Below are 25059 nucleotides of genomic sequence, written 5' to 3'. Positions count from 1 at the left end.
AATTTTAAAGGAATGAGCGTACTACTTTATTATGCGAAAAGAGCCTGTAGTGGCATCAAATTGTATGGTGTCTTCAGGAAAAATTGATTCAAAGGTTTTGGATGCGATGAGCTCGCAGGGTTGCCCAAAATGCATAGTGTCCTTTTCCATTAGTAGCATGGTATCGCAGAGTTGTATGGCAAGGTCAATTTCATGTGTTGTAAAAAGTATGGCTTTTTGGGTTTGGTGTGCAATTGATTTTAGGAGTGTTAAAACATGCGCCTTGTGGTACAGGTCTAAATGTGTAGTGGGCTCATCTAAAAGCATGATGGAGGTATCTTGTGCTAAAGCTCTAGCGATTAAGGTTCGCTGCAATTGCCCATCGCTGAGTTCATAACAAGGGCGCTCTTTTAAGGGCATAATTTCAACCAATGCCAGTGCGTCGTTTATCTTATGGATATCATTTGCCGAAAGGTTACCGATCCAGTTGGTGTAAGGCTGCCTTCCAAGAGCCACCAATTCCCATACGGTCATATTTTTAGAAGCTAAAGGTTCCGTGAGCACTACACTAATTTTTTGAGCTAATTGCGCCTGCGAATAGTGCTCAATTGGTGTGTCATCGACATGTATAGAACCCGACAATTTGGGCTGTACATTGCCCAAAGTTCGGAGCAAGGTAGATTTGCCTATGCCGTTAATGCCTACAATGGCCATGAGCTCGCCCGAGCACACCGAAAAATTAAGCGCACAGCCCACAGCGGTTGATTGCCGACCGGATCGGTAGCCAACGACAAGCTTTTCAGCGTTTAGGGCGGTATTTGGTTTTTTAGTCTTAATACGTTATGTTTTTAAATTCAAAATTAGTTAAAATTAAAAGAGCATCTTTCTTTTCCGAACCAATAGCCAGATCACTACAGGTGCCCCAATAATGGAGGTAATAGCGTTTATAGGTAGTACGTTTGCCGAATTGGGCCATTGCGCTAGGGTGTCGCACAGCAACATTAAAATGGCACCGTACATCGCAACGGCGGGAAACAGGATTTTATGATCGGTAGTACGAAAAAGTTGACGTGCTAAATGAGGAACCGCGAGCCCTACAAAAGCAATGGGGCCGGCAAATGCGGTAATACTACCCGCAAGGATTCCGGTGGCTGTAATGATGACATAGCGCATTTTTTGCACATTAATACCCATGCTGCGGGCATAGTTTTCGCCCATCAAAAAAGCATTTAGGGATTTTAAGGAAGTAATGCCAAGTACAATGCCAATGGTAACTACTGTGGTGAGCTGGGTTAGTTGGTTCCAAGACAAATTTCCAACCGTGCCGAAGGACCAAAACATGTATTGTTGCAATTTTTCCGCATTTGAAAAATAGGATAATACCCCAACGATGGCTGCCGTAATACTGCCAAACATTAACCCAATGATTAACAAGGCCATAGTATCCTTTACCTTAGCCGCAATCATCAGTACAGCAAACAAAACAAGGAAGCTGCCTAAAGCAGCACATAGTACTATTGAAAGATCACTTAAAAAATAGCGTGCCCAAATCCCGCCAAAAAGAGAAGATCCCATGATTAGAAGCGCAACAGCAAGGCTTGCCCCGGAACTGATCCCTAAAACAAAAGGCCCGGCGAGTGGATTTCTAAAAAGGGTTTGCATTAAAAGGCCGCTAATAGCCAAACCACTGCCTACGATCATAGCGGTTAGTGCCTTAGGAATTCTATAATTCCATATAATATACTGCCAATCAGACTGATCTAATTCGGCACCTATTAGGATTAAAAAGGTAGTTCTAAAAGGAATGGAAACGGAACCTAGACTAATATTGATACCCAACATAAGCAACAACGCAATAACGAGTATAACAAAGGAGGTTCTATAGGCCAAGGCTATTTTCACGGAAGTAATGGTTTATAAAAGATTAGTTCGTGATTTGGTAAAAGCTCCGGATGCAAGATGTGTATCAAATCTTTCAGCACCAAATCCGGTCGGCTGGGTGCTAATTCGTAATACAAAAGTCCGCCAGTGGCACCTGTAGTTGCAGCGAACGTATAGGTCTTTTTGTTCTTATAGGCGGCTAATTCGGTATAATGCGTGCTATTGCCTGCCAATTCGGAATAGGACGTAAATTGTGCAGGACCAATCCAAAAATCTGCATCTTTTCCTTTTATCCATACGCTTTCCATGCTTAGGGAAAGACTGCCAGTTTCCGAATTATCTTTCCATAAGTAGTTGGCATGCGCATCTTTTATGAATTGAGCAGCCCAACTGCTCCCCCCCGGCATATACCAGACATCCTTATATAGGGCACCACTGAGTACAGTGGGGTAGGTGTCTGCTCGTTGAGCCAAATTTTTAGATGTTTTGTAGGCCGTTTCAATAGTTTTAAAAATACTATCGGCCTTTTTTTCAAGTCCAAAAAAAGGGGCGAAAAATTTTATCCATTCCGATTTTCCCAACGGAGTTTCTTCGGTCCAATCTCCATTATACACTACAGGGATTCCCGCATTTTTAAGAGTTTCGTAAACCCTGTTTTGGTTTTCCACCCCAAACCCAATAAGAAGATCCGGCTCAAGGGCTACTGCAAGTTCGGTATTCAGGGTTTCATTCTGTCCGAGTTCTTGTACCAAACCGGAGTCGATACGCAATCTCGTAGCCATAGAAGAAATATATGTTGTGCCCGGAAAACCAATGAGGCGATCGCCTACACCTAATGCTTCCAAAGCGGGAATATGAGTTGTAGAAGTGACAATAAGGCGTTGCACCGGTATGGGAACTACCGCATCATAGGTGAGGTCATTTGCTAGGCTAGGTTGGTACATCTCTTTGGGCACTAAGGCATAGGTAAACGAGCGTTGTGCATTAGGCCATGGTGATACTACTTCAATTTCTTTTACACCGGAGGCTAAAGTAACCATGCGAAATCCTTTGGCATAGGCGATCGTCGTGGTATCACGTAAAACGCTTTGGAACGTCCTTTCCTGCTGGGTTTCCTTACAGGCAATCCAAAGACCTATAACAAGGACGAATATTAATTTTTTCAAGTGCGTACCATTTAGGAAGTCGGTTCAAAAGTAACATTTTTAATCTTTGGGTTAAAAGTTTAAACAAAATGTTTACTTTCGCAACGAATTATGGTTTCTATCGAGATTTTTCGATAGAATTAAAAGGGAATCCGGTGAAATTCCGGAACTGTTCCCGCAACTGTAAGCTTAGTCTGCCATTTGGTGGATGCTTGTTACAACTTCTAAACCACTGTGCCTTTGATGCATGGGAAGGTTGGTAGCAAGACGCGAGTCAGGAGACCTGCCCAATTCAAAAGACTATTGTTAAACTTTCGGGATAAAAGTTTGCGTATGGGTACAGACATACTATGCTCCCGTTTATGTAATTAAACGAAATGAACAAAAGAATTTTTGGTTTCGGTACGGCCTTCTTGGTTTGTACCCTGGGGATTGCACAGCAAACCCAAAAAGATTCCCTACCGCTACAACAGTTAGATGAGGTGGTAGTGAGCGATTCTCGCTTTCACATAAAAAGGGAAAATTCGGGCAAGGTCATTATCAAAATTGACGAAGCGGAATTGCAACGCCATCAGGGTAAGTCGGTGGCAGAAATTATCAACACCAAAGGCGGTTTTGAAATTGCGGGGAGCCGTGGTAACGACGGAAATGTTTTAGGCGTTTTTGCTCGGGGTGGTAGAGGACGACAGGTTTTACTGCTTATAGATGGCGTGCAGGTATCGGACCCTTCGTCTTCTTCTTTGGAGTATGATTTTAGATTACTTTCTACAGCAAACATCGCTGCTATAGAAATTATTAAAGGGGCAGCCAGTACGCTTTATGGCACTAATGCGGCCACAGCGGTAATTCATATTACCACCAAAAGTGCCTCTTCAGAAGCTATTGGAGGGAATTTTCAGTCGAGTTGGGGTACCAATCATTCGGCACAAGATCAAAATTATAATTTGGCCGAATTTTCTAATGCGGCGCGTATTTCGGGTACATTGGCAAATTTCAACTATTTGGTGGGGTTCTCCAATCGATTTTCCAGTGGATTGTCTGCTATAAAAACTCCCGATAACGAAGAAGATGTGTTTTCTCATTTTAGCACGGATCTAAAATTAGGGTACACATTTAGCGATGCCTTTACGTTTCAGGTGTATGGCAACCACACCAAAATAGCGACGGATTATGACGAATCTTTTGGATTGATGGATGCGCCAAACCAATATCTAAGTGAACAAAGCCGTATTGGGCTTTCTTCGGAATATCGCCGCAAAAAGGGTTCCCTACATCTCAATGCCGCTTATAGCGATTACGATTCTGAGGATATCAGCTCTTTTGGGGGCTTTTTTAAGGCCAAGAATACGGTGGTGGATGTGTATCATAAATATCAGTTTAATGAGCATTGGTTCACCGTTTTGGGGTTAAATTACATTCAAGACCAGGCAGAATTTGGCGCCACTGAAGAATTTTCCATCCTAGATCCGTATGCCAATGTAGTGTATATAACCCCGTTTGGACTGAATTTGAATGCCGGAATACGCCTTAATACGCATTCTGAATACGGAACCCATTTGGTTTATAACCTAAATCCTTCTTATACTATTACTACAACGAAGGGCTATTATAAGGTTTTTGGGTCGTATGCCACTTCGTACATAACCCCTTCCTTAGTGCAATTGTTCGGTAATTTTGGTCCTAATCCTAATTTAGATCCGGAGGATGACCGAACCTTAGAAGGTGGGATGGAATTTGCTTTGAAGAAAAAACTACGGATAAGTGGGGCATATTTCAACAGAAAAGAAAAGGATTTTGTATTTTTTGACAATGCGCTCTTCTTGTACCAAAATGCGCAAAATACGATAGATGCACAAGGATTTGAAGTGGAGTTGGATTGGCAACTTACGCAAAAAATACGCCTAAACGGTAATTATACGTTTACGGAAAGAAAAGGGGATAGTGCCATACGGATTCCGAAAAATAAGGTAAACCTTGGGCTGGATTATACGTTTACCGACCGTACTTTTGCCTCTGTAAATTACGCCTTTACAGGGAAACGGACAGATACCGATTTCAATACCTTTACCAATGTAAATCTGGATGCGTATTCACTTGCTGGTGTATATTTGAGCCATGCCTTTATACCTCAAAAGTTTCGCGTATTTGCGAATGTAACGAATCTTTTTAATACCGATTTTGAAGAGGTTGTAGGGTTTACGACCAAAGGGCGGAATATCCGTTTGGGGATGAATTTAACGCTCTAAACACGGCAGATACTTGATTTTGAAGATGTCGATTGTCGCATATTGAAAGATTTTTAATAGGAAGCCTGATTTCTGGTGGGTATTTGTATTTGCTTTTTGAATTTGTATTTAAGTTTTGAACTTGAATTTGTTTCTTCAACTTGAACTTGTTTTGAATTTATATTTGAGCTTGAACTTGAACTTGAGCTTGTTTCTTGAACTTGAACTTGTTTCTTGAACTGAAGTATTTGTAAATCGAAAACCATCCACGAACAACCATCAACGAACAACAAATAACGAAAATTGTCGAAAGTTTTTGTTTTCTAAACGAATCAACAAATTAACATATAAAAACAATACTGACGCAAAAGGCCAACTACTCAATTTTGATGTCCAGTGGCTTGTCCAAATACATATTATCCTTTAGGCCGGTATACATTTTGGAACTGGTGAGCAATTCTACCGGCATTTTTACGCTAAAGTCGCTTTTTCCACTAAAACTGGCAATGCGCTGTATGGCTCGTGCTAAAAGGGGTTCGTTTATATCGCCGAGGATACCCAAATTAGAGATGTCCTCTGCCTGTTCTACATCGGGGAAGAAACCCGCTGTAAAGTCCGAAAAACCTTCAGCGTTTTCGTTGCGACCTACAAGGGGTTGTATGGCCCAACGATTGCTGGCTCTAATCCGGTTTTCCCTGCTCGGATTGTAGATATAGTTATTGCCTTCATCATCGACCATAGTGAGCGAGAATTCATTTTTACCGGTAGTAGTTGTCCCAATATGCACGACTTCTATATAGGGATCTAACCCATTCATTAACAATTCACTAGCCGAAGCAGTACTGTTGGTGGCAAGTATAAATACCCTGCTGAGGTTTAAGGCATTAATTGCAGTGCCTTGGCTGGTAGTACTTGCAAAAAAATCTTCCAAGTCTCGGTCTCTGAATTGCGCCTGCAATTTAGCATTCCATCGTTGCCGAATAAACAGATCATTGGTTTTGGTACCGTAGATCATGCTCGCCAAAAGGCGCGCAGAATTTACGGATCCTCCCGGGTTATAACGTAGGTCTAGTACCAATTCGGTTACGTCATCTGCTTGTAACACTCCGAACGCCGAATTCAATTCCTCATCAAATTCATTGGTAAATCCGTTGTACATGAGATAGCCAATTTTGGTACCATTAATATCGAAGGTTTTGGTAAGAAATACGGGGTTTTCTACCAAGCCTTCTTGTTTGGTGAGCGTTACGTCTTTACCGTTGGGTGTAATGATATTATCAACAATAGACGCCATATTTAGCGTATAGGTGTCATTGGTGCCAAAGAGCAAGGTAGAAAAATTGTTGATCGTCAGCGTCTGTCCGTTGACCCCGGTAAAAATCTCTCCTCTTTGGATGTCTTTTGAGGCGGCGTCGGAATTTGGAACGATATAGCGCACATACCCAAAAACATCATCGCTTCCTGAAAAACGAACCAGTCCAAACTCCAGACCGTTGCTTTTCGAGATCCCTGATAGGTTGTTCACCAGTACTTTAAAATCCTCATTTAAAAAACTAAAGCGATCTTCAGTAAATAGTAATTTGTTAAAGAAAAAATCTTCCGGATCGGAAAACTCTTGCAAATATTCGGTGTATTCTTCCTGTGTGGCAAAGCGGTCATCTGCCAGATCGGGAACTTCGGCTTGCCAAAAATACCATATGTTCATGGCTTTCCACATAAAATTCTGGACATCCACATTGGCATTGGGTAACGGATTTGGACCTGACGCATTTACCCCATCATCATCATTACTGCAACTAGTTAAGAGCAGGTATAGACATAACCAGAAGTATGTATATTTTTTCATCTATATCATTATTTGTAATTTACGTTTTATTCATTGTTTTGGTTGTTTCAAATCCGAGATTTGGGATTGGAAGGCACTATATGTTGTTCAATGCTCCTTTCGGATGTGCTCAAAACGTATATCATAAAGACGTAGAACAAAAGTAATGGTTAATTAAACTTAAAATGCCATCCGTATAAGATTTATACAAGCGTCTTACTTCTTAAAAGTGTCCTTGTGCAAGATATCGCGGTACGGTTTAAGACGATTAGAACTGCCTATGGTTTTTATTTTCATGTGTTCCGGGACAAATACAGATAATGATTTGGCCGAAGTGCCATTAATTTCCTGTAATGCCCTTGCTAATAAAGGCTCTTCGGGATCCCCGAGTTGGCCCAAATTTCCGAGACTTTCAAGAATTTCAATGTCTGGTTGTAAGCCGTTTGTAAAATCAGAAAAACCATCCGCATTTTCATTAGTGCCCACAAGCGGTTGCATAGCGTATTTGTGGTTGGGATTTGCATCAGCAACCGTAGTAAATCCGGCATTTTCGCTTAAAACAATAAATGGTAAAGGTAGGTCTGGCTGTCCGTTAGATTGAAACACTTGTCCTGGATTATCTACTAGGGTAACCGAAAACTCATTTTTACCCACAGTAGCACTCCCTATATGTGTTACATTAATGTAAGGTGCCAAACTATTTATAACGTACTCGCTTGCCGATGCACTGTCGTCCGTGGCAATAATATATACGCTATTAAGATTTAAACTATTTAGTGGCGTTCCATTCATTTCATTCACGAAAAAGTCTTCGGCACCAAAAATAGGTTGCCATTTGTCATTCCATTTGTCTCTAGATAGCACACTACCTGCAAATTGGCCTGTTATTAAGCTGGAGAGGCGAATAGCCGATAATACACTCCCTCCTAAGTTATAGCGAAGATCCAGTACCAAATCGGTTACCCCTTGACTTTTAAGTTCTCCAAAAGCTGCATTAAGAGCGTCATCAAAATTACTTGTAAAACTATTGTACATCAGGTAGCCTATAGACGTACCTTCAATAACTTTAGAAATTAATATTGGATTCTCCGTAATTTGGGTTTTTGTAACTTCAATGTCAATGCCGTTGGGCACAAGTTCATTACCTACAATATCGGCAAAATTAAGGGTTATAACATCCGGATTAAACAATTCGAGATTACTGGATAAGATATTGCCTTGATTGTCTGTTGTTGCAAAAAGAGGCGTTCCATTAATGGCAAAAATAACATCTCCACGTTTTATACTTGTGGCCGCAGCCGAAGAGCCCGGAACAATATACCGCACCACGGCAATAACGGCAGTGCCTCCGGAGGGAGGTCGCGTAAGCACAAATTCAACACCGTTGGAGGTAAAAACACCGGCGAAGGAATTGAATAAGATATCGAAATCATCTACAATAACACTAAACCTATCTTTAGGCGATCGCAAGGTTTGAAACAAGCCTCGTGGTGTTTGAAACTGATTGAGAAAGGTAAAATAGGCATCTTGATTTGCAAACCTATTATCCCCTAATTCTAAAACTTCATCCTGCCAAAAATACCAAGAATTCATTGCGCTCCATACAAAATCGTTGATTTCATTAGTAAGGACCACAGGAGTTGGTTGTAACGGAAGGGGCGGATTTACCGCTTCCTCAACTACAGAATCATTATCGTCATCGCTGCTGCAATTGTAAAACAGGAAACTTAATCCAAGGAATAAGAGCACATACTTTTTCATAGCTTTTGATTTCGTATTTTATAGTGTAATTAAACCAGAAAGAAAAATCTCTTGGTAGCCATCGCCATTTGGTTCCGAAACGAAGGACACATCTGGTGATTAGTTTACCTTTGTCGAATATACTTACATCTATAGGATAAAAAAATATTTTGTAACAAAATTCGATAACGGTCGTCTTCTCTTTATAACCCTCAAAAAAAGCATAGCACAACAAAGGGTGCTACAGGAATACTAAGAAAATATCTAAAAAAGCCGCAACCAACCCTCATTTTGTTCATGAATCAGACAGAATTCTTACAAACCGTAATGCCTTTTAAGGATAAGTTGTATCGTCTGGCAAAGCGACTTTTAATTTCGGTGGAGGAGGCAGAAGATGCCACGCAAGAGATTTTGTTGAAATTATGGTCTAAGAAAAATCGCATTTCTGAGTATCATAATGTAGAAGCCTTTGCCATGACCATGATAAAAAATACCTGTTTAGACCGATTGAAGTCGAAACAGGCCGGAAATTTAAAACTGGTACACAGCAATTATGAAGATGGGAGTACGTCTTTACAGCAAAAGTTAGAACAAAGTGATAGCGTGTATTGGGTGCAAAAAATTATGGAAGAATTACCCGAGCAGCAAAAATTAGTGTTACAATTGCGGGATGTAGAAGCCTATGAATTTGAAGAAATTGCCACCATGCTAGATATGAATCCTACCGCAGTGCGCGTAGCCCTGTCAAGAGCACGGAAAACAGTACGTCAGAAATTACTTAACAAACACAGCTATGGAATTGGATAACATAGAAAAATTAGTAGAAAAATATTTTGAAGGAAACACCACTGTGGCCGAAGAAGCCAAATTGAAGCTGTATTTTTCCAACGAAGCTCAAGTGGCACCACATTTGAAAGCGTATACGACTATGTTTACGTATTTTGCCAAGGCTAAGGAAGAGTGCTACACCGGTAAACTCCCCGTAAGAACCCCAATTAATTATGCCAAGTGGGTTTCCGTTGCGGCGGCCGTGGTTCTCGTATGTGGTATTTATATGGGGAACGCGTATTTAGAAAAACAACAGGCAACGTATGCCTATAATGAAACCAAAAAAGCGATGCGTATGTTGGCAGAAAATTTTGAGCGCGGCACGGAAAAAGTAGCTTATTTACAAGAATTTGAAATCACAAAACAAAAAATTTATAAACACAAATAATGTAGAAATCATGAAAAAAATCTTTTTAATAATAGGCATTACCTTAATTCCCCTTTTTGGGTTTTCTCAGTCTTTGTTTGATAAGTATGAAGATTTAGACAATGTTAGTACGGTTGTGGTGAACGAAAATATGTTCAAACTTTTGAGCAAAATTGATGTAGAAATAGATGATCCTGAAACCAAGGACTTTATGGATATTGCTAAAAGCTTAAAAAATTTAAAAGTCTTTATTACCGAGGATGCTAAAATTGGCTCGGATATGGGGCTATCGGTAGAGAAATACCTAAAATCTTCCTCCATGCAGGAATTGATGCGCGTAAAGGATAAGGATGCGAATGTGAAATTCTTTATTCGAAACGGTCGGGATGATGATCATGTAAGTGAATTACTCATGTTTGTAACCGGCATCAAGAATGTGGATGCCGGCGGTAAAAGGCCCGAAACCGTGCTCTTATCCTTAACCGGCGATATCGATCTTAATAAAATTGGATCCCTCACCAAGAAAATGAACCTTCCAGAAGAACTGAACAAGGCCGGGAAAAAAGACAGAAAATAATCCGAAGCACTGTACTAGGGCAGGAGTATAGTGTTTATTGTTGGCTATGGTGCTATACCTAAATACAGCGTAAACACACGACATGAATACTTTAATTTAAATTTTTTGATATGCGTAAAAGAGATATACTTATTTTTTCGTTCAGTATGGTTTTCCTTTTGGTTTCGGCCTGCACTACAAATCAGAGCCTTCAAGAATACTTTGTAGAAAATGCGGAGAACCCTAATTTTATTTCGTTAGATGTTCCGTCCAGTATGTTACCACTCATTAATGAACACCTTCATACAGCTCAGGAAAAGGCGCTGCAATCGGTCAATAAAGTGAATGTGTTGGCATTTAAGAAAAATGTGGAAAACGAGCGCGAATTTACTGTGCAAAAACAACAGGTAAGTGCCATTTTGGCAAATTCTAAATTTACAGAACTCATAAAATTAAATACACCTTATGGCAAGGGTGTGGTGAAATTTCTGGGAACCGAAGATGCTATCGATGAGGTAATCATTTATGGAAGTAGGGACGATATGGGATTTGCTCTGATTCGTATCTTAGGCAATGATATGGATGCCGCCTCTATAGCATCTTTAGTCCAAGCTGCACAGCAAGCTACTTTTAAGGGCGATGGACTCCCGCAATTGGGGGCATTCTTCAATGCCAAATAGAGTCGTTCACCGATAAAAAAAGCATGGTACATTGATTGTTTTCAGTGAGCTTTATAAATTTCGTACGCCATAGAAGGCCAAAGAATGTATTATATTCCGGTGTAATTGCTAGGCGTAACCTGCTTTAATTCTAGTTTAATGGTCTCTGAAACACTTAAGGTATCTATAAAATCGGAAATTGATTTTTGATCTATTTTAGAATTGGTACGCGTTAACCCTTTTAAAGTTTCATACGGATTTGGATACCCCTCTCGGCGTAATATGGTTTGAATAGCCTCTGCCACCACCGCCCAATTTTGTTCAAGGTCTTGTTCAAATTTTTCGGTACGAATCAATAATTTATCCAAGCCTTTTACGGTAGACTTAAAGGCAATAACGGTGTGTGCTAAAGGAACGCCCACGCTGCGCAGCACAGTACTATCGGTTAAATCGCGCTGCAGTCTGGAAATAGGCAATTTTCCTGATAAATATTCAAAAATAGCATTGGCGATACCCAAATTTCCTTCAGAATTTTCAAAATCGATAGGATTCACTTTATGGGGCATGGCCGAAGAACCTACTTCACCGGCCTTTATTTGTTGCTTAAAATAATCCATGGACACATACGTCCAAAAATCCCTGTCTAAATCTATAATAATGGTATTAATGCGCTTTAAGGCATCAAACAGAGCCGCCATGTGGTCGTAATGTTCTATTTGCGTAGTAGGAAAAGAATGATGAAGCCCTAAACGATCTTCCACAAAATGTTTACCAAATCCCCGCCAATCGATGTCGGGATAGGCTACTTTGTGCGCATTAAAATTTCCGGTGGCACCACCAAATTTGGCTGCATTGGGAATGGTATCCAAATACGCAAATTGGTTCTTGAGGCGCACTACAAAAACTTCAATTTCTTTACCCAAACGGGTAGGGGATGCCGGTTGTCCGTGGGTACGAGCTAACATGGGTATCGTTGCCCACTCTTCGGATAAGGCGGCTAATTTTTGTACTAAAATTTGGTATTGAGGCATATATACCGATGCCATGGCTTCCTTTATAGATAATGGAATGGCTGTATTGTTAATGTCTTGAGAAGTAAGACCAAAATGTATAAATTCTTTGTAGGCTTGCAAGCCTAAAGCATCAAATTTTTCTTTAATAAAATATTCTACAGCTTTTACATCGTGATTGGTAATCTTTTCTATGTCTTTTACCTTTTGGGCATCGGATGAACTAAAATTACCGTAAATGGCGCGTAATTTTGGCAATATAACTTTATCTAATCCCGAAAGCTGGGGCAATGGCAGCTCGCACAAGGCAATAAAATATTCAATTTCTACACGAACTCGATATTTTATTAGGGCTTCTTCAGAAAAAAACGAAGCTAAGGCGGCTACTTTATCCCTATAGCGACCATCGATAGGCGATATTGCGTTGAGGCTGTTTACTGACATAAGTATTATAGGTGTCTTTTAGAGAGCGCAAAGATAACGATAAGAAAAGGAGTTTGAAAGTCGGCAAATCAATTAACCGAAGATATGAGTTGTGCAGCTAACTTCGGAACACCTTCTACTGCCGTTGTTGAAAAGACCGTCAAATTTTTAAAAGCGTTGGCATCAACCACAGGTTTTGGATCTATTACATAAATAGGGATTCCATGACGGGTATAATGAATGAGGCTGGCAGCAGGATACACCTGCATAGATGTTCCGATGATAAGGAGGTATTTTGCGGTTTGTGTGAGCTGAATGGCATTTTCTAATTCCGGTACTTCCTCTCCAAACCACACAATATGGGGTCGTAACTGATGCCCTTTCGGACATGTTTGTCCTACATGAAGATCCGTGTTCCACGATTGAATCCACGATGCATCTCTTGTACTCCGCACCTTTAGTAATTCTCCGTGCAAATGAAGTACGTTAGTGCTTCCCGCCCGCTCATGAAGATCATCTACATTTTGGGTGATAATAGACACATCAAAATAAGTTTCTAAATCTGCCAAAGCCTTATGGGCTTTGTTGGGCAGTACATATTGTAATTGCTGCCTTCTTTGATTGTAAAAATCTAAGACCAGCTCAGGATTTTTTATAAAGCCCTGAATTGAGGCCACCTCCATAACATCGTGCCCCTCCCACAATCCATCTGCGTCTCGAAATGTTTTTAGGCCGCTTTCGGCACTTATTCCGGCACCTGTGAGTACCACAATTTTTTCTTTCATACCACATCAAATTAAATCTAAAGATACATTTTTTACTTTTTTGTATCTTCGATTGATGGTAGATGCTATGCTTTTTCAATACCTGAAAACATTTATAAGTCAGGAACGCAGCGCACGGTTTCAGAGCGTGTTAGCGCATCGTACCAAGTATATTACGGTGGCGTTAGAGGATGTGTACCAAATGCATAACACGAGTGCTGTAGTGCGTAGTTGCGATGTTTTTGGCATTCAAGAAGCTCATCTCATTGCATCCAGATATGGGAAACGATTAGATAAAAACATTGCCATGGGGGCAGAAAAGTGGGTAGGCATTCACCGATATGGAAACGCAGCAGATTGTATGGGCCATTTAAGAGCAAAAGGATACAAGCTCGTGGCCACCACACCACATGATCATTCCTGTCTGCTTCCTGATTTTGAATTGGATACCAAAGTGGCTCTTTTTTTCGGGTCGGAAGTCAATGGACTAAGTCCTGAAGTTTTGGAACATGCGGATGGATTTCTAAAAATCCCGATGGTTGGGTTTACCGAAAGCTTGAATATTTCAGTGTCGGCAGCTATTATCCTACAAATCCTTACTACCAAACTCAAAATCCTGAATGTGCCATGGCAGTTATCTGCCGATGAGAAAATGGCCGTGGAACTTCAGTGGATGAAAAAGTCCATTTCCAGTATCGACGGTATTTTGGAACGGTATTATTTGCTTCAAAAAACGCAGCTGTAAATCGAAATTTACAGTATCTTATTGTGCCACCTCCAACAATGCAATATCGAAATCGTTTTCTAAAATAACTTGTCCATTAGCTACTTCTACTTCAGTGTCCGAGTACGTGTCATACAGTTTGGTGCCATCGCCAAAGAATCCTTTTACCCAAAGATATTTTTTTCCTTTGGGCAGGTTTAAGCCTACAACAACTTTGTCTTTGTAATCCCCATCGGTAAACGATCTGCTGAAAACATAGGGCTTTGAAGCTAATTTAGAATGTATGCCGGCACCTATAGCAGGATGATCCCTTCTAAATTTCCCTAACTTTTGCCAGTGCTTTAAGGTTTGTTGCACACTAGGAACGGTATCTAAATCTTCCCAATTCATAAAAGAACGCAATGTGGCGTCGCCTTCCGCACCATCAATAACCAGTTTTCTATCGGTTTCATCTCCGTAATATACTTGTGCAACTCCGGGGGTTAAGAGCAAGACATTGGCAGCATACCTGCTTTTCTGCCGTTCCTTGTCAAACGGGGCTTGGTCGTCATGAGAGGTGAGGTAATTAAGTACGCTTTTCCCGCTGAGTTGGTTGTGCAAGATTGTGCTGTATTTTTTAAAAATGGTTTCGTAATCGTTTAGCGCATCGTTTTTGAGTTCAAAATTAATTAAGCTATGAAAACCGTGACTAAAATAGTCTACTTTTTTATCGCCAAAATCGAAGTTTCGTAGCCCCGAAATGCCATAACCATACACTTCACCCACCATAAAAAATGGGGTGTCGTCTAGTACTTCTTGCGGGTGTTTCTTCTTCCAGGTTTCAAAGGCATATGAGGCTTCCTTTTGAAGGTCGCTCCATACGTGCTCATCTACGTGCTTCACCGTATCTACCCTAAAACCATCAATACCTAAATCGTTAATATAGTCTGTGAGCCATTTAATGATGTAATATCGCGGTGCTCTAGGATATCCTGTGCGATCAAAAAATAGCTGAAGTTCATCCAACTCATTGCTTAGACGCCCTTCTTCTTTCCATTTCGCTAAAAGCGCATCAGGAAGTTCTACATTGGTATCATTTTCTGTAAGAATATCAGGAAGGTTTTCAACCAAATTGCATCGCACGGTATTTTCGTAGTTGTTAAATTCGCAAGTAGGGCCATTACGCACCCATTGTTCCGGCCATATAGGATCTAGTTCGGTTACGGGGCCTGTATGGTTAAGCACCACATCCAATAAAATACGAATCCCATTTTCATGAGCGGTTTTCACCAGACGTTCTAGTTCTTTTCGGGTTCCAAAGTTGGGGTCTAATGAGGTCCAATCTTTAGTCCAATACCCATGATAGCCATAGGTTTTGCCTTCCCCTTCGTCGGTGCCTCCGTGAATTTGCTCTACCACAGGGGTAAACCAGATGGCGTTAATGCCAAGGTTAGAAAAGTAACCTTGCTCTATTTTATGGGTGATTCCTGCAATATCGCCGCCCATAAAACCTCTGAGAACCCCGGTAGTATCTGTTCTTTTAAAATTGATGTCATTTTCCGGCTTTCCATTGTTGAAGCGGTCGGTAAGCAGGAAATACACATTAGCGGATTCCCAATAAAAAGGAGCTTGTTTCTTTGGAATGATAACGCTGTCTTTTTCGGCAACTACGGTTCTATTCTCCGGATTTTGCTTTTTTTCAAAAGTACAAGAAAAAAGAAGAATCGCAATTGAAAGTACAAACAGCCGTTTTTTCATTTTTATATCTTTGGGATAAAGCTATAAAATGAAGCCGAAAGAATAAAATTTATTTTTTTCTGTTCAATACTCTAAATTCTTCATAGCAATTGCTAATTGCATCCAGAATTTGAAGATCATTGGCCGTAGTCATAAAAGATTTGGAATAATTACAATTGCTTAGGATATCATCGATATCGGCTTTTTCGATTTGTAATAGTTCGGTAAGCGTTTCGCGATCAAACTTAGATGCCAAAAGATTCCGGATTTCGTCATCCTCTTTCATTTGTCGAAGCTTTCGCATCTGATTGGGTTTTTTGCCAAATAGATTGCGCAACAAATCGGCCGGATTAAGAATGGCACCTAAAACTTTGGTTACGGCGCTAGGGTTTTTAGCTCCACTTTCGTAGCCTACAGACAATCCGGAGATGCTGTATTGATACGCGTTATTTACAGGCAGATTCTTTACGTCGATTTCCAAATACCCGGTAAGGTTAAAAGGTTTTACGATAACTTCCTCTAAGGCATAGGCCAATTCCGTTAAGGCTATTTTGGTGTCTTTAAACCGAAACATATCGTTCGTAACTCTGATTTTTTGAGATTTAAAGCCCAGATAGGAAAAAAAAATGGTGTCGTTTACAGAAGCTGTAATTTCAAATTCTCCTTTTTCGTTGGTAATGGTGCCAATTACTTTGTTGAGGTTTACCACGTGTACACTCTCCATGGGAGCATCGCTTTGGGCATTAACCACCACTGCACTAAAGGCACTACCATCCTGTTTGTTTTCGTTATCCTGAGCCAAAATAGGCACATTAAAAAGGATAATTAGCGCGAGTAGTAATTTATTCATCAACCCTATTTCTGTTTCAACCTACGAAACAAAACAAAAAGCGGTAGGAGCACAAATTTTTAATAGACAATTAACTAAAATGAATCGCTTCTTCTTTTAGATCTGCGTTTGCCTGCCGTTTCTGAACCGCTTCTAAAAGAACCGGAGCCTCCTTCGCGTCGTTTTCCTTTATCGCGATCGCGACGGCCACTTTTCTCTTTAAATCGATTACGTTCACCACCACCACTACGCCGTCCGTCATTTGGGTTTTTAGATACTTCAACATTAACGAAGCGACCATCTACTTTAAATTCGGTAAACGTTTTAAGCACAGCTTCCGTAACGGAAGCGTCCGTATTAAAAAAGGAAAAACTTTCCTTTACATCGACCTTATACACATCTTCTTTGCCAAGATTTACCGTGTCTCTTAAAAAATCTTTCAAGGACATCCAATCGTACCCATCCTTTTCTCCTACATTGATGAAATAGCGCACGGAGCCGTTGGTAGGCATATCGGTGTCTTGGTCCCGACTTCTTCTTTTTCGACCTCCATCTTCTGAGACTTCAAAAGAAGCGGTATTCAAATCTTTGGTTCGGTTGTAATAATTATAGAATCGGCTAAATTCTACGGAAACGATTTTTTTTATCAATTCTTCCCGGTCAATGCCTTGAAACACATCATTAATGGCGGGTAGGTAATTGTCGATATCCTTGTTTATTTCGGTGTCTTTTATTTTGCTGGCCAAAGAATAGAGTTGTATTTCGCAAATTTCCATTCCGGTCGGAATCTTTTTAGGTATAAAATCTTGCTTTATTTTACCTTCTATAGATTTTATTTTTCTAAGTTCACTTCGGGTGACAATCACCATGGAAATACCCGATTTTCCTGCCCTTCCGGTACGACCGCTTCGGTGGGTATACGTTTCTATTTCATCGGGTAACTGATAGTTGATAACATGCGTTATGTCATCCACATCAATGCCTCTTGCCGCAACATCTGTTGCCACTAGCATGCGGACTTGTTTTTTTCGGAAAGCGTTCATAACCAAATCTCGTTGGTTTTGACTTAGATCGCCATGCAAAGCACCCGCATTGTAGCCATCTTCTAGTAAACTTTCGGCTACTTTTTGGGTATCTCTTTTAGTACGGCAAAAAATAACGGAAAAAATATCAGGATTGGCATCAGCCAATCGTTTCAATACTTGATAACGATCTCTTCCTCCGGCTATATAATACTCATGGCGCACCGTAGAAACGCCGGAATTTTTTACACCCACCGTAATTTCTTGGGGGTGATGCATGAATTTTTTAGCAATGATAGATACCTCCTTGGGCATGGTTGCAGAAAATAACCAGGTCGATTTTTCTTTTGGGGTATTCGATAAAATATCTTGAATATCTTCATAAAAGCCCATGTTGAGCATTTCATCGGCTTCATCTAAAATGCAATAATCTATTTTTGAAATATCAACCAAACCACGCCCTATCATGTCTTTCATACGCCCCGGGGTTGCCACAACAATCTGTGCGCCTCTTTTTATCTGCCTGGCTTGATCTGTAATGCTTGCGCCTCCATAAATGGCCACTACATTAAGGCCTTTTTCATATTTGGCATACAATTGTATTTCATTGGTAATTTGAAGGCATAATTCTCTTGTCGGAGAAAGTATAAGCCCTTGGGTGGTTCGGCTGTCGCTATCAATCTTTTGAATAAGCGGGAAGCCGAAAGCAGCTGTTTTTCCGGTTCCTGTTTGCGCAAGTGCAACAAGGTCATTTTCTCCTTCTAGTAATAAGGGAATCGCTTTTTCTTGTACTTCTGAAGGGGTTTCAAAACCTAAATCAGTAATAGCATTTAATAAGGATTGTTTTAATCCTAAGTCTTGGAAATTTGTCATAATATGGTTTACTTAATCGCAAATATGTATGTTGCATTGAGCGATCCTTGTAATACCCTATTACACTCCGAGCAACACATGCTATACCAGCGGCGTTATTTTTGAAGCTGCAAAGGTACAGCTATTAATCTATTTAACACCAGATTTGTAGAAATACTTTTTAAGCGTTTCTTTGTTCATGTAATAGGCGGTTTTCAGCGCGTGTTTAGAAAGGTAATTAATTCCCGAACGGCTTGTCCTCTGTGGCTCATCGTATTTTTTTGCACTGTGGTGAGTTGTGCAAAAGTCTGCATGTATCCGGTAGGTCTAAATATGGGATCGTATCCAAAACCGCCGTTACCTTCAATAGAGGTAGTGATTTCGCCATGCACTTCTCCGACAAAAAAATAAGATTTCCCATCTAAATTTAAAGCAATTACGGTTTTGAAATGGGCCGATCGCAACATTTTTCCTTCCATCTCATGTAGTACTTTGGCCATATTGAGGTGTGCGTTCTTGGTAGGGCCGGCATAACGAGCCGAATACACGCCTGGTGCACCCTGAAGTGCATCGATCAAAAGCCCGGTGTCATCGGCAAAACAAGGAACACCAAAATGCTTGCTCACGTAATCCGCTTTCAGCTGCGCATTGGCTTCTAAGGTTTTTCCGGTTTCAGGAATTTCTTCAATACAACCAATATCATCTAATGAAAGTAAGTCTATGCCCTGAGGCATCACTAATTGAACTTCACTAAATTTATGTGGATTGTGAGTGGCGAATACTAATTTCATGCAATGCGACTTTTTAAGGCGTGATTTTAAATCCTTTTGTGCTGTTATTCTTTAGACAATTTCAAAAGTAGTAAATTTGATGTGTTGCAATCCTAAAGCTATGAAGTTAAAAATCCCACCGGTTGTGGTAACCTTTGTTTTTGGACTTTTTATGTACGCCTTGGCCACCTTTTTACCGGTGGGTTATTTTGAATTTTTTGGACGGCTATTTTTAGTATATCTCGCTACTTTTGGGGCGTTAACTCTGGGTATTTTGGCAGTTTGGAAATTTTTTAAAGCGAAAACAACTATAAATCCTGCCACGCCAAAAAATACATCGCAATTGGTGACTCGCGGGGTATACCGGTATTCCCGAAATCCTATGTATCTAGCTTTGCTACTTGTATTAATAGGTTGGGGACTTTGGTTGGGGAATGCTTTTAATTCACTAATACTCGCAGGTTTTGTGGGGTACATGAATAAATTTCAAATTATTCCGGAAGAACAGATTTTGATACAGCTTTTTGGTAAACCTTATCAAAAATATCTTACCGAAGTACGGCGCTGGTTTTAAGTGTACAACATGAATTTCGGTGCGCCTAGGTTTTTCAATCTAAAGATTCCCCGACCCAAGGGTCGGGGTTTCCTATTTACCTCTCCTTTGGAGAGGTCGGAACTGTCTTTTTGCAGTTCCGGGTGAGGTGAAATACAAAATTTCGGTTTTTGGCCCAAAGGCCAAAATGAAACTAGCGAAACCCGTACTGAGCGTAGTAGAAGTATACCCCTATGGCTTGCCTCGGGGATAGTCAGTTTCAAGAAATTTTTTATTTTTTAAGCTTATAATTCGATATATTAGCGTTTTGGCTTATATTTTAATATATTAGCGTTTTAACTTATATAGTATGATTGCAATCATTACAGGCGATATTATAAATTCTGTTCGCACAACCGGATCTGAATGGATGCCTGTGTTAAAAAAGTATCTTTCAGTGCTAGGCACATCGCCTGAGGATTGGGAAATTTACAGAGGCGATGAATTTCAACTAAAAACGCTTTCGGAAAGTGCTTTAGAAACTGCTATTATAATAAAAGCGTTGATAAAATCTATTAAGGGACTTGATGTGCGCATGGGTATAGGTATGGGTACCGAAACTTTTAAAGCAAAAACAATAGGTGAATCCAATGGCTCAGCGTACCAGTTATCGGGCAGAGTCTTTGAGACGTTAAAAGAGCAACATCTAAATTTGGCATTCGCTTCCGGTTCTAAAGTGTATGATGATACCTTGAACCTTATGTTGAAATTAGCACTGGATTTTATGGATAATTGGACGGTTGTCTCATCTGAAATAATAGCACTGGCACTTCAAAATCCTAAAGCCTCTCAACACGAGATTGCCTTACAGTTGCATATTCGGCAATCCGCTGTTAGTCAGAGACAAAAAAGAGCACGATTGGATTTGGTCTTAGAAGTATTGCACTATTATAAGCAAACCATTAAAAGTCAAGTTTCATGATATTGTTTACGAAGCTTTTTTTGGCTCATCTACTGGGGGATTTTCTATTGCAACCTACAAAATGGGTGATTCATAAAGAGGCGAACAAAATAAAATCCAAATATCTTTATTTTCATATTGTCGTTCATTTTACCGTAACCATGATGCTATTGTGGGATTGGAATTCATGGAAATTAGCAGTAATCATTGCGCTCTCACATTATGGGATAGATTTGGGTAAATTGTACGCAACCCCATTTATAAAGAAAAAGGCAATCCCTTTTTTTGTTGATCAGGCACTACATTGTATGGTTCTATTTGTATGCGCCCATTATTTTAATTTTCAGGAGACACTTGTCCATCTCATAGAAAGATTAGATTGGTACCTAATCACTGCTATAGTATTTGTAACAGTTCCTGCGGCCATACTAATGAGTAAAATTCTGGAACCCATGTCAGACAAAATAGAATTTGATCATAAATCACTACCCAATGCAGGCAAATATATTGGTGGTTTAGAACGATTATTCGTTTTGGTGTTTATTATACTTAACAGATGGGAAGTTGTAGGATTTCTAATAACCGCAAAATCGGTATTTCGATTCAATGATTTAAAGGAAAGTAACAATAGAAAATTAACCGAATATATCCTCATTGGAACCTTGCTAAGTTTTGGCATAGCCATTTTAACGGGGTTGCTCTACATCCATTTATAATATCTACCCATGATTTTAAGTAACTTTAGATTTCCTGTCCTGTTTTTCCTTTTAAGCATCGTTGGCGTACAATCGCAAGTGCAATTCTTTAGTTCTTTCGATGCTGTGCGTATTGCGTATACCGATGAGGGCAATGGAAAACCGATCCTCTTGCTTCATGGCTTTATGAATTCCGGAGACGCTTGGAATCAAACTATTTTAAAAAAGGAATTACTGCATCAGGGGTACCGTGTTATAGTTCCGGATTTACGGGGGAATGGCCAATCGGATGCGCCACAAAATTCGGATGCCTATTCAAATGATGCTGAGATAAAAGATATTATAGCCCTTGCCAATATGCTGCAGTTAAAAAAATATGATGCTATCGGGTATTCTCGCGGAAGCATTATCTTAGCTAAGTTGCTTACGGAAGATAGGCGTATAAAAAAAGCAGTGATAGGTGGAATGGGGCTGGATTTTACCAATCCAAACTGGAATCGAAGAATTATGTTTTCGGAAGCGTTTGCGGGAAATAGCACTCTGGAAACAGAAGGTGCGGTAACCTATGCGAAATCAATTGGTGCCGATTTAAAGGTTTTGCATTGGCTCCAAAAGTACCAACCCGTTACGAGCCAAGAAGAACTGAAAAAGATCAAAGCTAAAGTTTTGGTGCTTGCCGGAAAGGAAGATGTGGCTAATGGAAATCCGATCGACCTAAAGAATGCGATCCCTCGCGCTAATGTGGTGTTGGTAAAAGGAGATCATAACGGAGCCTATAAAAATACAGCTTTTTCAGAGGCTGTTCTTTCATTTTTAAAATAAAACTATAGGTATTGTACCTGTGTAAATTCTATAATTGTTATAAAAAACAGCGGCAGAAACTAATTTTGCAACAAATACCACAGATTTAAAATTTCAAATTAGTTTTCAGTACGAATACCAAAATTGGACCGAATTAATAATTACCTTTGCCACTTAATTTTTTCAAGGTATGGTCGATACAATTCGGAAATACGTATTTGATTTTGATAGTACGTTGACCCGCGTAGAAGCACTAGACGTTTTGGCAGAAATAACGCTTAAAGATAGGCCTGACAAAGAGCAGGTCATTAAGGAAATCCAGAAAATAACAAATCTGGGAATAGACGGCGATATTTCTTTTACAGAATCTCTGGAACGTCGTATTAAATTATTGAAAGCACACAAAAACGATCTTCATGGTTTGGTGGCAGAATTGCGCCAAAAGATTTCAAAATCGATTGCATCGAACAAAGAATTTTTTGAACAATACACAGACGATATTTATGTAATTTCGTGTGGGTTTAAGGAATTTATTGATCCCATTGTAGCCGAATACAATATTACTCCAGACAGGGTTTTTGCAAATACCTTTAGGTTTGATGAAACAGGAAATATCATCGGCTTTGATGAAGCCAACGTCCTAGCCACACACAATGGAAAAATACAATGTCTTCGTAATTTGGATCTTCAGGGCGAAGTACAGGTAATTGGAGATGGCTACAGTGATTACGTGATGCGAGAAGCCGGCATAGCCGATAAATTTTTTGCCTATACCGAGAACGTACACAGAGAAAAGGCGGCTGTAAATGCCGATCATATTACACCTAATTTAGATGAATTTTTATTTTTAAACGATTTGCCAAGAAAAATATCTTACCCCAAGAACAGGATCAAAATTTTATTGCTGGAAAATATTCATCCGGCCGCATTTGATAATCTTTCCGAAGACGGATTTTCGGTAGAACTGGTAAAACACAGTATTCCCGAAGATGAATTGATCGAAAAAATTAAAGGCGTACATGTGCTAGGCATCCGGTCCAAGACGCAGGTTACGCAAAAAGTAATAGACGCTGCAGACAAGCTACTGGTTGTTGGCGCTTTTTGTATCGGAACTACCCAAATAGATTTGGATGCGTGTAAAAAGAGGGGGATTGTCGCATTTAATGCGCCCTATAGCAACACCCGTTCGGTGGTAGAACTAGCCATTGGTGAAATTATTATGCTGATGCGTAGTGTGTTTCCAAGAAGCACCGAAATACACAATGGCGAATGGAATAAAACCGCAGCAAATTCCAGAGAGGTAAGAAGTAAAAATCTGGGCATTATAGGGTATGGAAATATAGGAAAACAATTATCTGTTTTGGCAGAATCGCTGGGAATGCGAGTGTATTATTACGATGTGGCAGATCAATTGGCCTTGGGCAACGCAAAAAAATGCAACACATTGGAAGATTTGCTTAATGTATCCGATGTGGTTACCTTGCATATAGATGATAACAAGGCAAATAAAAACTTTATAAGCGAGCGCGAGTTAAATCAAATGAAAGACGGAGCCATGCTTATTAACCTTTCTCGCGGATTTGTAGTAGACATAGAAGCATTGGCAAATGCATTAAAAGTTGGTAAATTGGCCGGTGCGGCTATTGATGTGTTTCCCGAAGAACCTAGTAGCAACGGGGCATATGTTACCGAGTTGCAAGGCCTAAATAATGTAATACTTACGCCCCATGTAGGGGGCAGTACAGAGGAAGCTCAACGCGATATTGCGGACTTTGTACCCAATAAAATTATGGATTATATTAACTCCGGTAATACGGTAGATGCAGTGAATTTCCCGAATATAAGATTGCCCAAGCAGCAGAATGCACATCGGTTTTTACACATCCATAAAAACGTACCCGGAATTATGGCCAAAATAAATGAAGTTTTGGCGCGTTTTGAAATGAATATTTCAGGGCAGTATCTTTCTACAGACAATGAGGTAGGTTATGTAATAACCGATTTAGACAAAGAATATAACAAAGACGTTATAAAAGCGCTTAAAAAAATAGAACACACTATTAAATTCAGGGTTTTGTACTAGACGACAGGGTTTGGGCAGCGGTGTATGTTAGAAAAGAAATACATTAGTGGCCTATTCTAAAAGGCTGTTCCTATATTAGCAATCCTACGATCAATGTTTTGTGGGCATGTAAGGTATGCCTGAAATGGAACTTTTTTTTACAGTACAATTCCTTACTGGTGATGATAGGGCTCATGATGTAAGATGGTAAAAGCTCTATACAATTGCTCTACCATAAAAAGACGTACCATTTGATGCGAAAAAGTCATTTTAGAAAGACTTATTGTACCTGAGGCCTTTTGGTACACCGCCGTGCTAAACCCATACGGACCGCCGACGACAAATACCAATTGTTTTATGCCGGAATTCATTTTTTTCTGAAGCTGTGCTGCAAAATCGATGGATGAAAATTGTTTTCCATTCTCATCCAATAGCAAAAGGGTATCTGTAGCATTCAACTTTTTTAATAATAGTTCTCCTTCTTTTTCCTTTTGCTGCGTTTCGGATAGATGTTTTGTGTTCTTCAAATCGGGTATAAATTCCGACTCAAATTTAATGTAATGCCGAAGTCTGCTCTCATAGATAGAGATTAAGTGGTGTAGTTCAGGACTATCCGTTTTGCCTATAACCATTAGTTTTATCGTCATACCTCAAAGTTAAAATTTTTTACCGCATCATCAGGGCTATAGAATT

General features: G+C 39.9%; 23 protein-coding genes and 1 riboswitch. Of the genes, 11 read left to right on the top strand and 12 right to left on the bottom strand.

The annotated features are described in order from the left end of the window. Positions 1-21 precede the first annotated feature (21 nt). The 3 genes from U1E44_RS12430 to U1E44_RS12420 all read right to left on the bottom strand — a co-directional run bounded on the left by U1E44_RS12430 (position 22) and on the right by U1E44_RS12420 (position 3026). Positions 22-711, bottom strand: a complete 690-nt coding sequence (locus U1E44_RS12430) for an ABC transporter ATP-binding protein (protein ID WP_322931416.1) — start codon at positions 709-711, stop codon at positions 22-24. A gap of 138 nt (positions 712-849) precedes the next feature. Continuing rightward, positions 850-1821: a FecCD family ABC transporter permease gene (locus U1E44_RS12425; RefSeq protein WP_323673900.1), complete on the bottom strand. Its 972-nt coding sequence runs from the start codon at positions 1819-1821 to the stop codon at positions 850-852. A gap of 56 nt (positions 1822-1877) precedes the next feature. Continuing rightward, the gene (locus U1E44_RS12420) at positions 1878-3026 is read right to left on the bottom strand and encodes an ABC transporter substrate-binding protein (RefSeq protein WP_322931414.1); all 1149 of its coding nucleotides are present in this window, start codon (positions 3024-3026) and stop codon (positions 1878-1880) included. Positions 3027-3100: 74 nt separating this feature from the next. After that, positions 3101-3310: riboswitch (cobalamin riboswitch) on the top strand. 72 nt (positions 3311-3382) lie between these two features. On the opposite strand from U1E44_RS12420, the gene U1E44_RS12415 reads away from it, so the two are divergent. Next, positions 3383-5251, top strand: a complete 1869-nt coding sequence (locus tag U1E44_RS12415; protein ID WP_322931413.1) for a TonB-dependent receptor plug domain-containing protein — start codon at positions 3383-3385, stop codon at positions 5249-5251. A 355-nt stretch (positions 5252-5606) separates the two neighbouring features. Here U1E44_RS12415 and U1E44_RS12410 read toward each other — a convergent pair whose 3' ends face one another. Together U1E44_RS12410 and U1E44_RS12405 are read right to left on the bottom strand one after the other, a co-directional pair. Beyond that, complete coding sequence (locus U1E44_RS12410) at positions 5607-7076, bottom strand: S41 family peptidase (RefSeq protein WP_322931412.1); 1470 nt, start codon at positions 7074-7076, stop codon at positions 5607-5609. A 195-nt stretch (positions 7077-7271) separates the two neighbouring features. Then, a complete protein-coding gene (locus U1E44_RS12405) occupies positions 7272-8816 on the bottom strand; it encodes a S41 family peptidase (protein ID WP_322931411.1) in 1545 nt (514 codons plus the stop codon). A gap of 276 nt (positions 8817-9092) precedes the next feature. Between U1E44_RS12405 and U1E44_RS12400 the strand changes: the two genes are divergently transcribed. The 4 genes from U1E44_RS12400 to U1E44_RS12385 all read left to right on the top strand — a co-directional run bounded on the left by U1E44_RS12400 (position 9093) and on the right by U1E44_RS12385 (position 11226). Beyond that, positions 9093-9602, top strand: coding sequence for an RNA polymerase sigma factor (locus tag U1E44_RS12400; protein WP_322931410.1), 510 nt, complete (start codon positions 9093-9095; stop codon positions 9600-9602). Then, on the top strand, positions 9589-10011 hold the full coding sequence (locus U1E44_RS12395; RefSeq protein WP_322931409.1) for a hypothetical protein: 423 nt from the start codon (positions 9589-9591) through the stop codon (positions 10009-10011). Before U1E44_RS12400 ends, U1E44_RS12395 begins: the two co-directional genes overlap by 14 nt. Positions 10012-10021: 10 nt before the next feature. Next, a complete protein-coding gene (locus U1E44_RS12390) occupies positions 10022-10567 on the top strand; it encodes a DUF4252 domain-containing protein (RefSeq protein WP_322931408.1) in 546 nt (181 codons plus the stop codon). Between the two features lie 110 nt (positions 10568-10677). Further along, on the top strand, positions 10678-11226 hold the full coding sequence (locus tag U1E44_RS12385; protein ID WP_322931407.1) for a DUF4252 domain-containing protein: 549 nt from the start codon (positions 10678-10680) through the stop codon (positions 11224-11226). An 89-nt stretch (positions 11227-11315) separates the two neighbouring features. Here U1E44_RS12385 and purB read toward each other — a convergent pair whose 3' ends face one another. Together purB and U1E44_RS12375 are read right to left on the bottom strand one after the other, a co-directional pair. Beyond that, a complete protein-coding gene (purB, locus tag U1E44_RS12380) occupies positions 11316-12659 on the bottom strand; it encodes an adenylosuccinate lyase (protein ID WP_322931406.1) in 1344 nt (447 codons plus the stop codon). 68 nt (positions 12660-12727) lie between these two features. After that, positions 12728-13423: an SIR2 family NAD-dependent protein deacylase gene (locus U1E44_RS12375; protein ID WP_322931405.1), complete on the bottom strand. Its 696-nt coding sequence runs from the start codon at positions 13421-13423 to the stop codon at positions 12728-12730. Between the two features lie 40 nt (positions 13424-13463). Here U1E44_RS12375 and U1E44_RS12370 point away from each other — a divergent pair, with 40 nt between their 5' ends. Continuing rightward, positions 13464-14147 carry a TrmH family RNA methyltransferase gene (locus U1E44_RS12370; protein ID WP_322931404.1) on the top strand — a complete coding sequence of 228 codons (684 nt, stop codon included), beginning with the start codon at positions 13464-13466 and terminating at the stop codon, positions 14145-14147. An 18-nt stretch (positions 14148-14165) separates the two neighbouring features. On the opposite strand, the gene U1E44_RS12365 is transcribed toward U1E44_RS12370, so the two are convergent. From U1E44_RS12365 to U1E44_RS12350, 4 genes are all read right to left on the bottom strand, one after another. Next, positions 14166-15863 (bottom strand): alpha-amylase family glycosyl hydrolase, encoded by a 1698-nt coding sequence (locus U1E44_RS12365; protein ID WP_322931403.1) that lies wholly within the window; start codon positions 15861-15863, stop codon positions 14166-14168. Between the two features lie 49 nt (positions 15864-15912). Beyond that, positions 15913-16692 carry a carboxypeptidase-like regulatory domain-containing protein gene (locus tag U1E44_RS12360; RefSeq protein WP_322931402.1) on the bottom strand — a complete coding sequence of 260 codons (780 nt, stop codon included), beginning with the start codon at positions 16690-16692 and terminating at the stop codon, positions 15913-15915. A gap of 74 nt (positions 16693-16766) precedes the next feature. Then, positions 16767-18566, bottom strand: a complete 1800-nt coding sequence (locus tag U1E44_RS12355; RefSeq protein ID WP_322931401.1) for a DEAD/DEAH box helicase — start codon at positions 18564-18566, stop codon at positions 16767-16769. 194 nt (positions 18567-18760) lie between these two features. After that, positions 18761-19336, bottom strand: coding sequence for a non-canonical purine NTP diphosphatase (locus U1E44_RS12350; RefSeq protein WP_322931400.1), 576 nt, complete (start codon positions 19334-19336; stop codon positions 18761-18763). 100 nt (positions 19337-19436) lie between these two features. Here U1E44_RS12350 and U1E44_RS12345 point away from each other — a divergent pair, with 100 nt between their 5' ends. The 5 genes from U1E44_RS12345 (at position 19437) to serA (ending at position 24387) form a co-directional block, all read left to right on the top strand. Next, complete coding sequence (locus tag U1E44_RS12345) at positions 19437-19889, top strand: methyltransferase family protein (RefSeq protein WP_322931399.1); 453 nt, start codon at positions 19437-19439, stop codon at positions 19887-19889. A 328-nt stretch (positions 19890-20217) separates the two neighbouring features. Next, a complete protein-coding gene (locus U1E44_RS12340) occupies positions 20218-20829 on the top strand; it encodes a SatD family protein (protein ID WP_322931398.1) in 612 nt (203 codons plus the stop codon). Then, positions 20826-21524 carry a DUF3307 domain-containing protein gene (locus U1E44_RS12335; protein WP_322931397.1) on the top strand — a complete coding sequence of 233 codons (699 nt, stop codon included), beginning with the start codon at positions 20826-20828 and terminating at the stop codon, positions 21522-21524. The genes U1E44_RS12340 and U1E44_RS12335 overlap by 4 nt, the downstream gene beginning before the upstream one ends. 9 nt (positions 21525-21533) lie before the next feature. Further along, positions 21534-22325 carry an alpha/beta fold hydrolase gene (locus U1E44_RS12330; protein ID WP_322931396.1) on the top strand — a complete coding sequence of 264 codons (792 nt, stop codon included), beginning with the start codon at positions 21534-21536 and terminating at the stop codon, positions 22323-22325. Between the two features lie 169 nt (positions 22326-22494). Beyond that, positions 22495-24387, top strand: coding sequence for a phosphoglycerate dehydrogenase (gene serA / locus U1E44_RS12325; RefSeq protein ID WP_322931395.1), 1893 nt, complete (start codon positions 22495-22497; stop codon positions 24385-24387). A 152-nt stretch (positions 24388-24539) separates the two neighbouring features. Here serA and rlmH read toward each other — a convergent pair whose 3' ends face one another. After that, on the bottom strand, positions 24540-25013 hold the full coding sequence (rlmH, locus tag U1E44_RS12320) for a 23S rRNA (pseudouridine(1915)-N(3))-methyltransferase RlmH (protein WP_322931394.1): 474 nt from the start codon (positions 25011-25013) through the stop codon (positions 24540-24542). Between the last annotated feature and the right edge of the window lie 46 nt (positions 25014-25059).

The sequence above is a fragment of the Aurantibrevibacter litoralis genome, from assembly GCF_034651555.1.
GTDB classification, from domain to species: Bacteria; Bacteroidota; Bacteroidia; order Flavobacteriales; family Flavobacteriaceae; genus Aurantibrevibacter; species Aurantibrevibacter litoralis.
Note: the sequence above shows the minus strand (reverse complement) of the source record. Positions and strands in the feature narration are given on the sequence as shown.

Excerpts from the sequence above, each read along its gene's own strand:
- U1E44_RS12340 (WP_322931398.1), top strand. The coding sequence starts at position 20,218 with ATGATTGCAATCATTACAGGCGATATTATAAATTCTGTTCGCACAACC.
- serA (WP_322931395.1), top strand. The coding sequence starts at position 22,495 with ATGGTCGATACAATTCGGAAATACGTATTTGATTTTGATAGTACGTTG.
- U1E44_RS12350 (WP_322931400.1), bottom strand. The coding sequence starts at position 19,336 with ATGAAATTAGTATTCGCCACTCACAATCCACATAAATTTAGTGAAGTT.
- U1E44_RS12375 (WP_322931405.1), bottom strand. The coding sequence starts at position 13,423 with ATGAAAGAAAAAATTGTGGTACTCACAGGTGCCGGAATAAGTGCCGAA.
- purB (WP_322931406.1), bottom strand. The coding sequence starts at position 12,659 with ATGTCAGTAAACAGCCTCAACGCAATATCGCCTATCGATGGTCGCTAT.
- U1E44_RS12425 (WP_323673900.1), bottom strand. The coding sequence starts at position 1,821 with ATGTTGGGTATCAATATTAGTCTAGGTTCCGTTTCCATTCCTTTTAGA.
- U1E44_RS12405 (WP_322931411.1), bottom strand. The coding sequence starts at position 8,816 with ATGAAAAAGTATGTGCTCTTATTCCTTGGATTAAGTTTCCTGTTTTAC.
- U1E44_RS12365 (WP_322931403.1), bottom strand. The coding sequence starts at position 15,863 with ATGAAAAAACGGCTGTTTGTACTTTCAATTGCGATTCTTCTTTTTTCT.
- U1E44_RS12360 (WP_322931402.1), bottom strand. The coding sequence starts at position 16,692 with ATGAATAAATTACTACTCGCGCTAATTATCCTTTTTAATGTGCCTATT.
- U1E44_RS12330 (WP_322931396.1), top strand. The coding sequence starts at position 21,534 with ATGATTTTAAGTAACTTTAGATTTCCTGTCCTGTTTTTCCTTTTAAGC.
- U1E44_RS12395 (WP_322931409.1), top strand. The coding sequence starts at position 9,589 with ATGGAATTGGATAACATAGAAAAATTAGTAGAAAAATATTTTGAAGGA.
- rlmH (WP_322931394.1), bottom strand. The coding sequence starts at position 25,013 with ATGACGATAAAACTAATGGTTATAGGCAAAACGGATAGTCCTGAACTA.
- U1E44_RS12390 (WP_322931408.1), top strand. The coding sequence starts at position 10,022 with ATGAAAAAAATCTTTTTAATAATAGGCATTACCTTAATTCCCCTTTTT.
- U1E44_RS12335 (WP_322931397.1), top strand. The coding sequence starts at position 20,826 with ATGATATTGTTTACGAAGCTTTTTTTGGCTCATCTACTGGGGGATTTT.
- U1E44_RS12385 (WP_322931407.1), top strand. The coding sequence starts at position 10,678 with ATGCGTAAAAGAGATATACTTATTTTTTCGTTCAGTATGGTTTTCCTT.
- U1E44_RS12355 (WP_322931401.1), bottom strand. The coding sequence starts at position 18,566 with ATGACAAATTTCCAAGACTTAGGATTAAAACAATCCTTATTAAATGCT.
- U1E44_RS12415 (WP_322931413.1), top strand. The coding sequence starts at position 3,383 with ATGAACAAAAGAATTTTTGGTTTCGGTACGGCCTTCTTGGTTTGTACC.
- U1E44_RS12410 (WP_322931412.1), bottom strand. The coding sequence starts at position 7,076 with ATGAAAAAATATACATACTTCTGGTTATGTCTATACCTGCTCTTAACT.
- U1E44_RS12345 (WP_322931399.1), top strand. The coding sequence starts at position 19,437 with ATGAAGTTAAAAATCCCACCGGTTGTGGTAACCTTTGTTTTTGGACTT.
- U1E44_RS12400 (WP_322931410.1), top strand. The coding sequence starts at position 9,093 with ATGAATCAGACAGAATTCTTACAAACCGTAATGCCTTTTAAGGATAAG.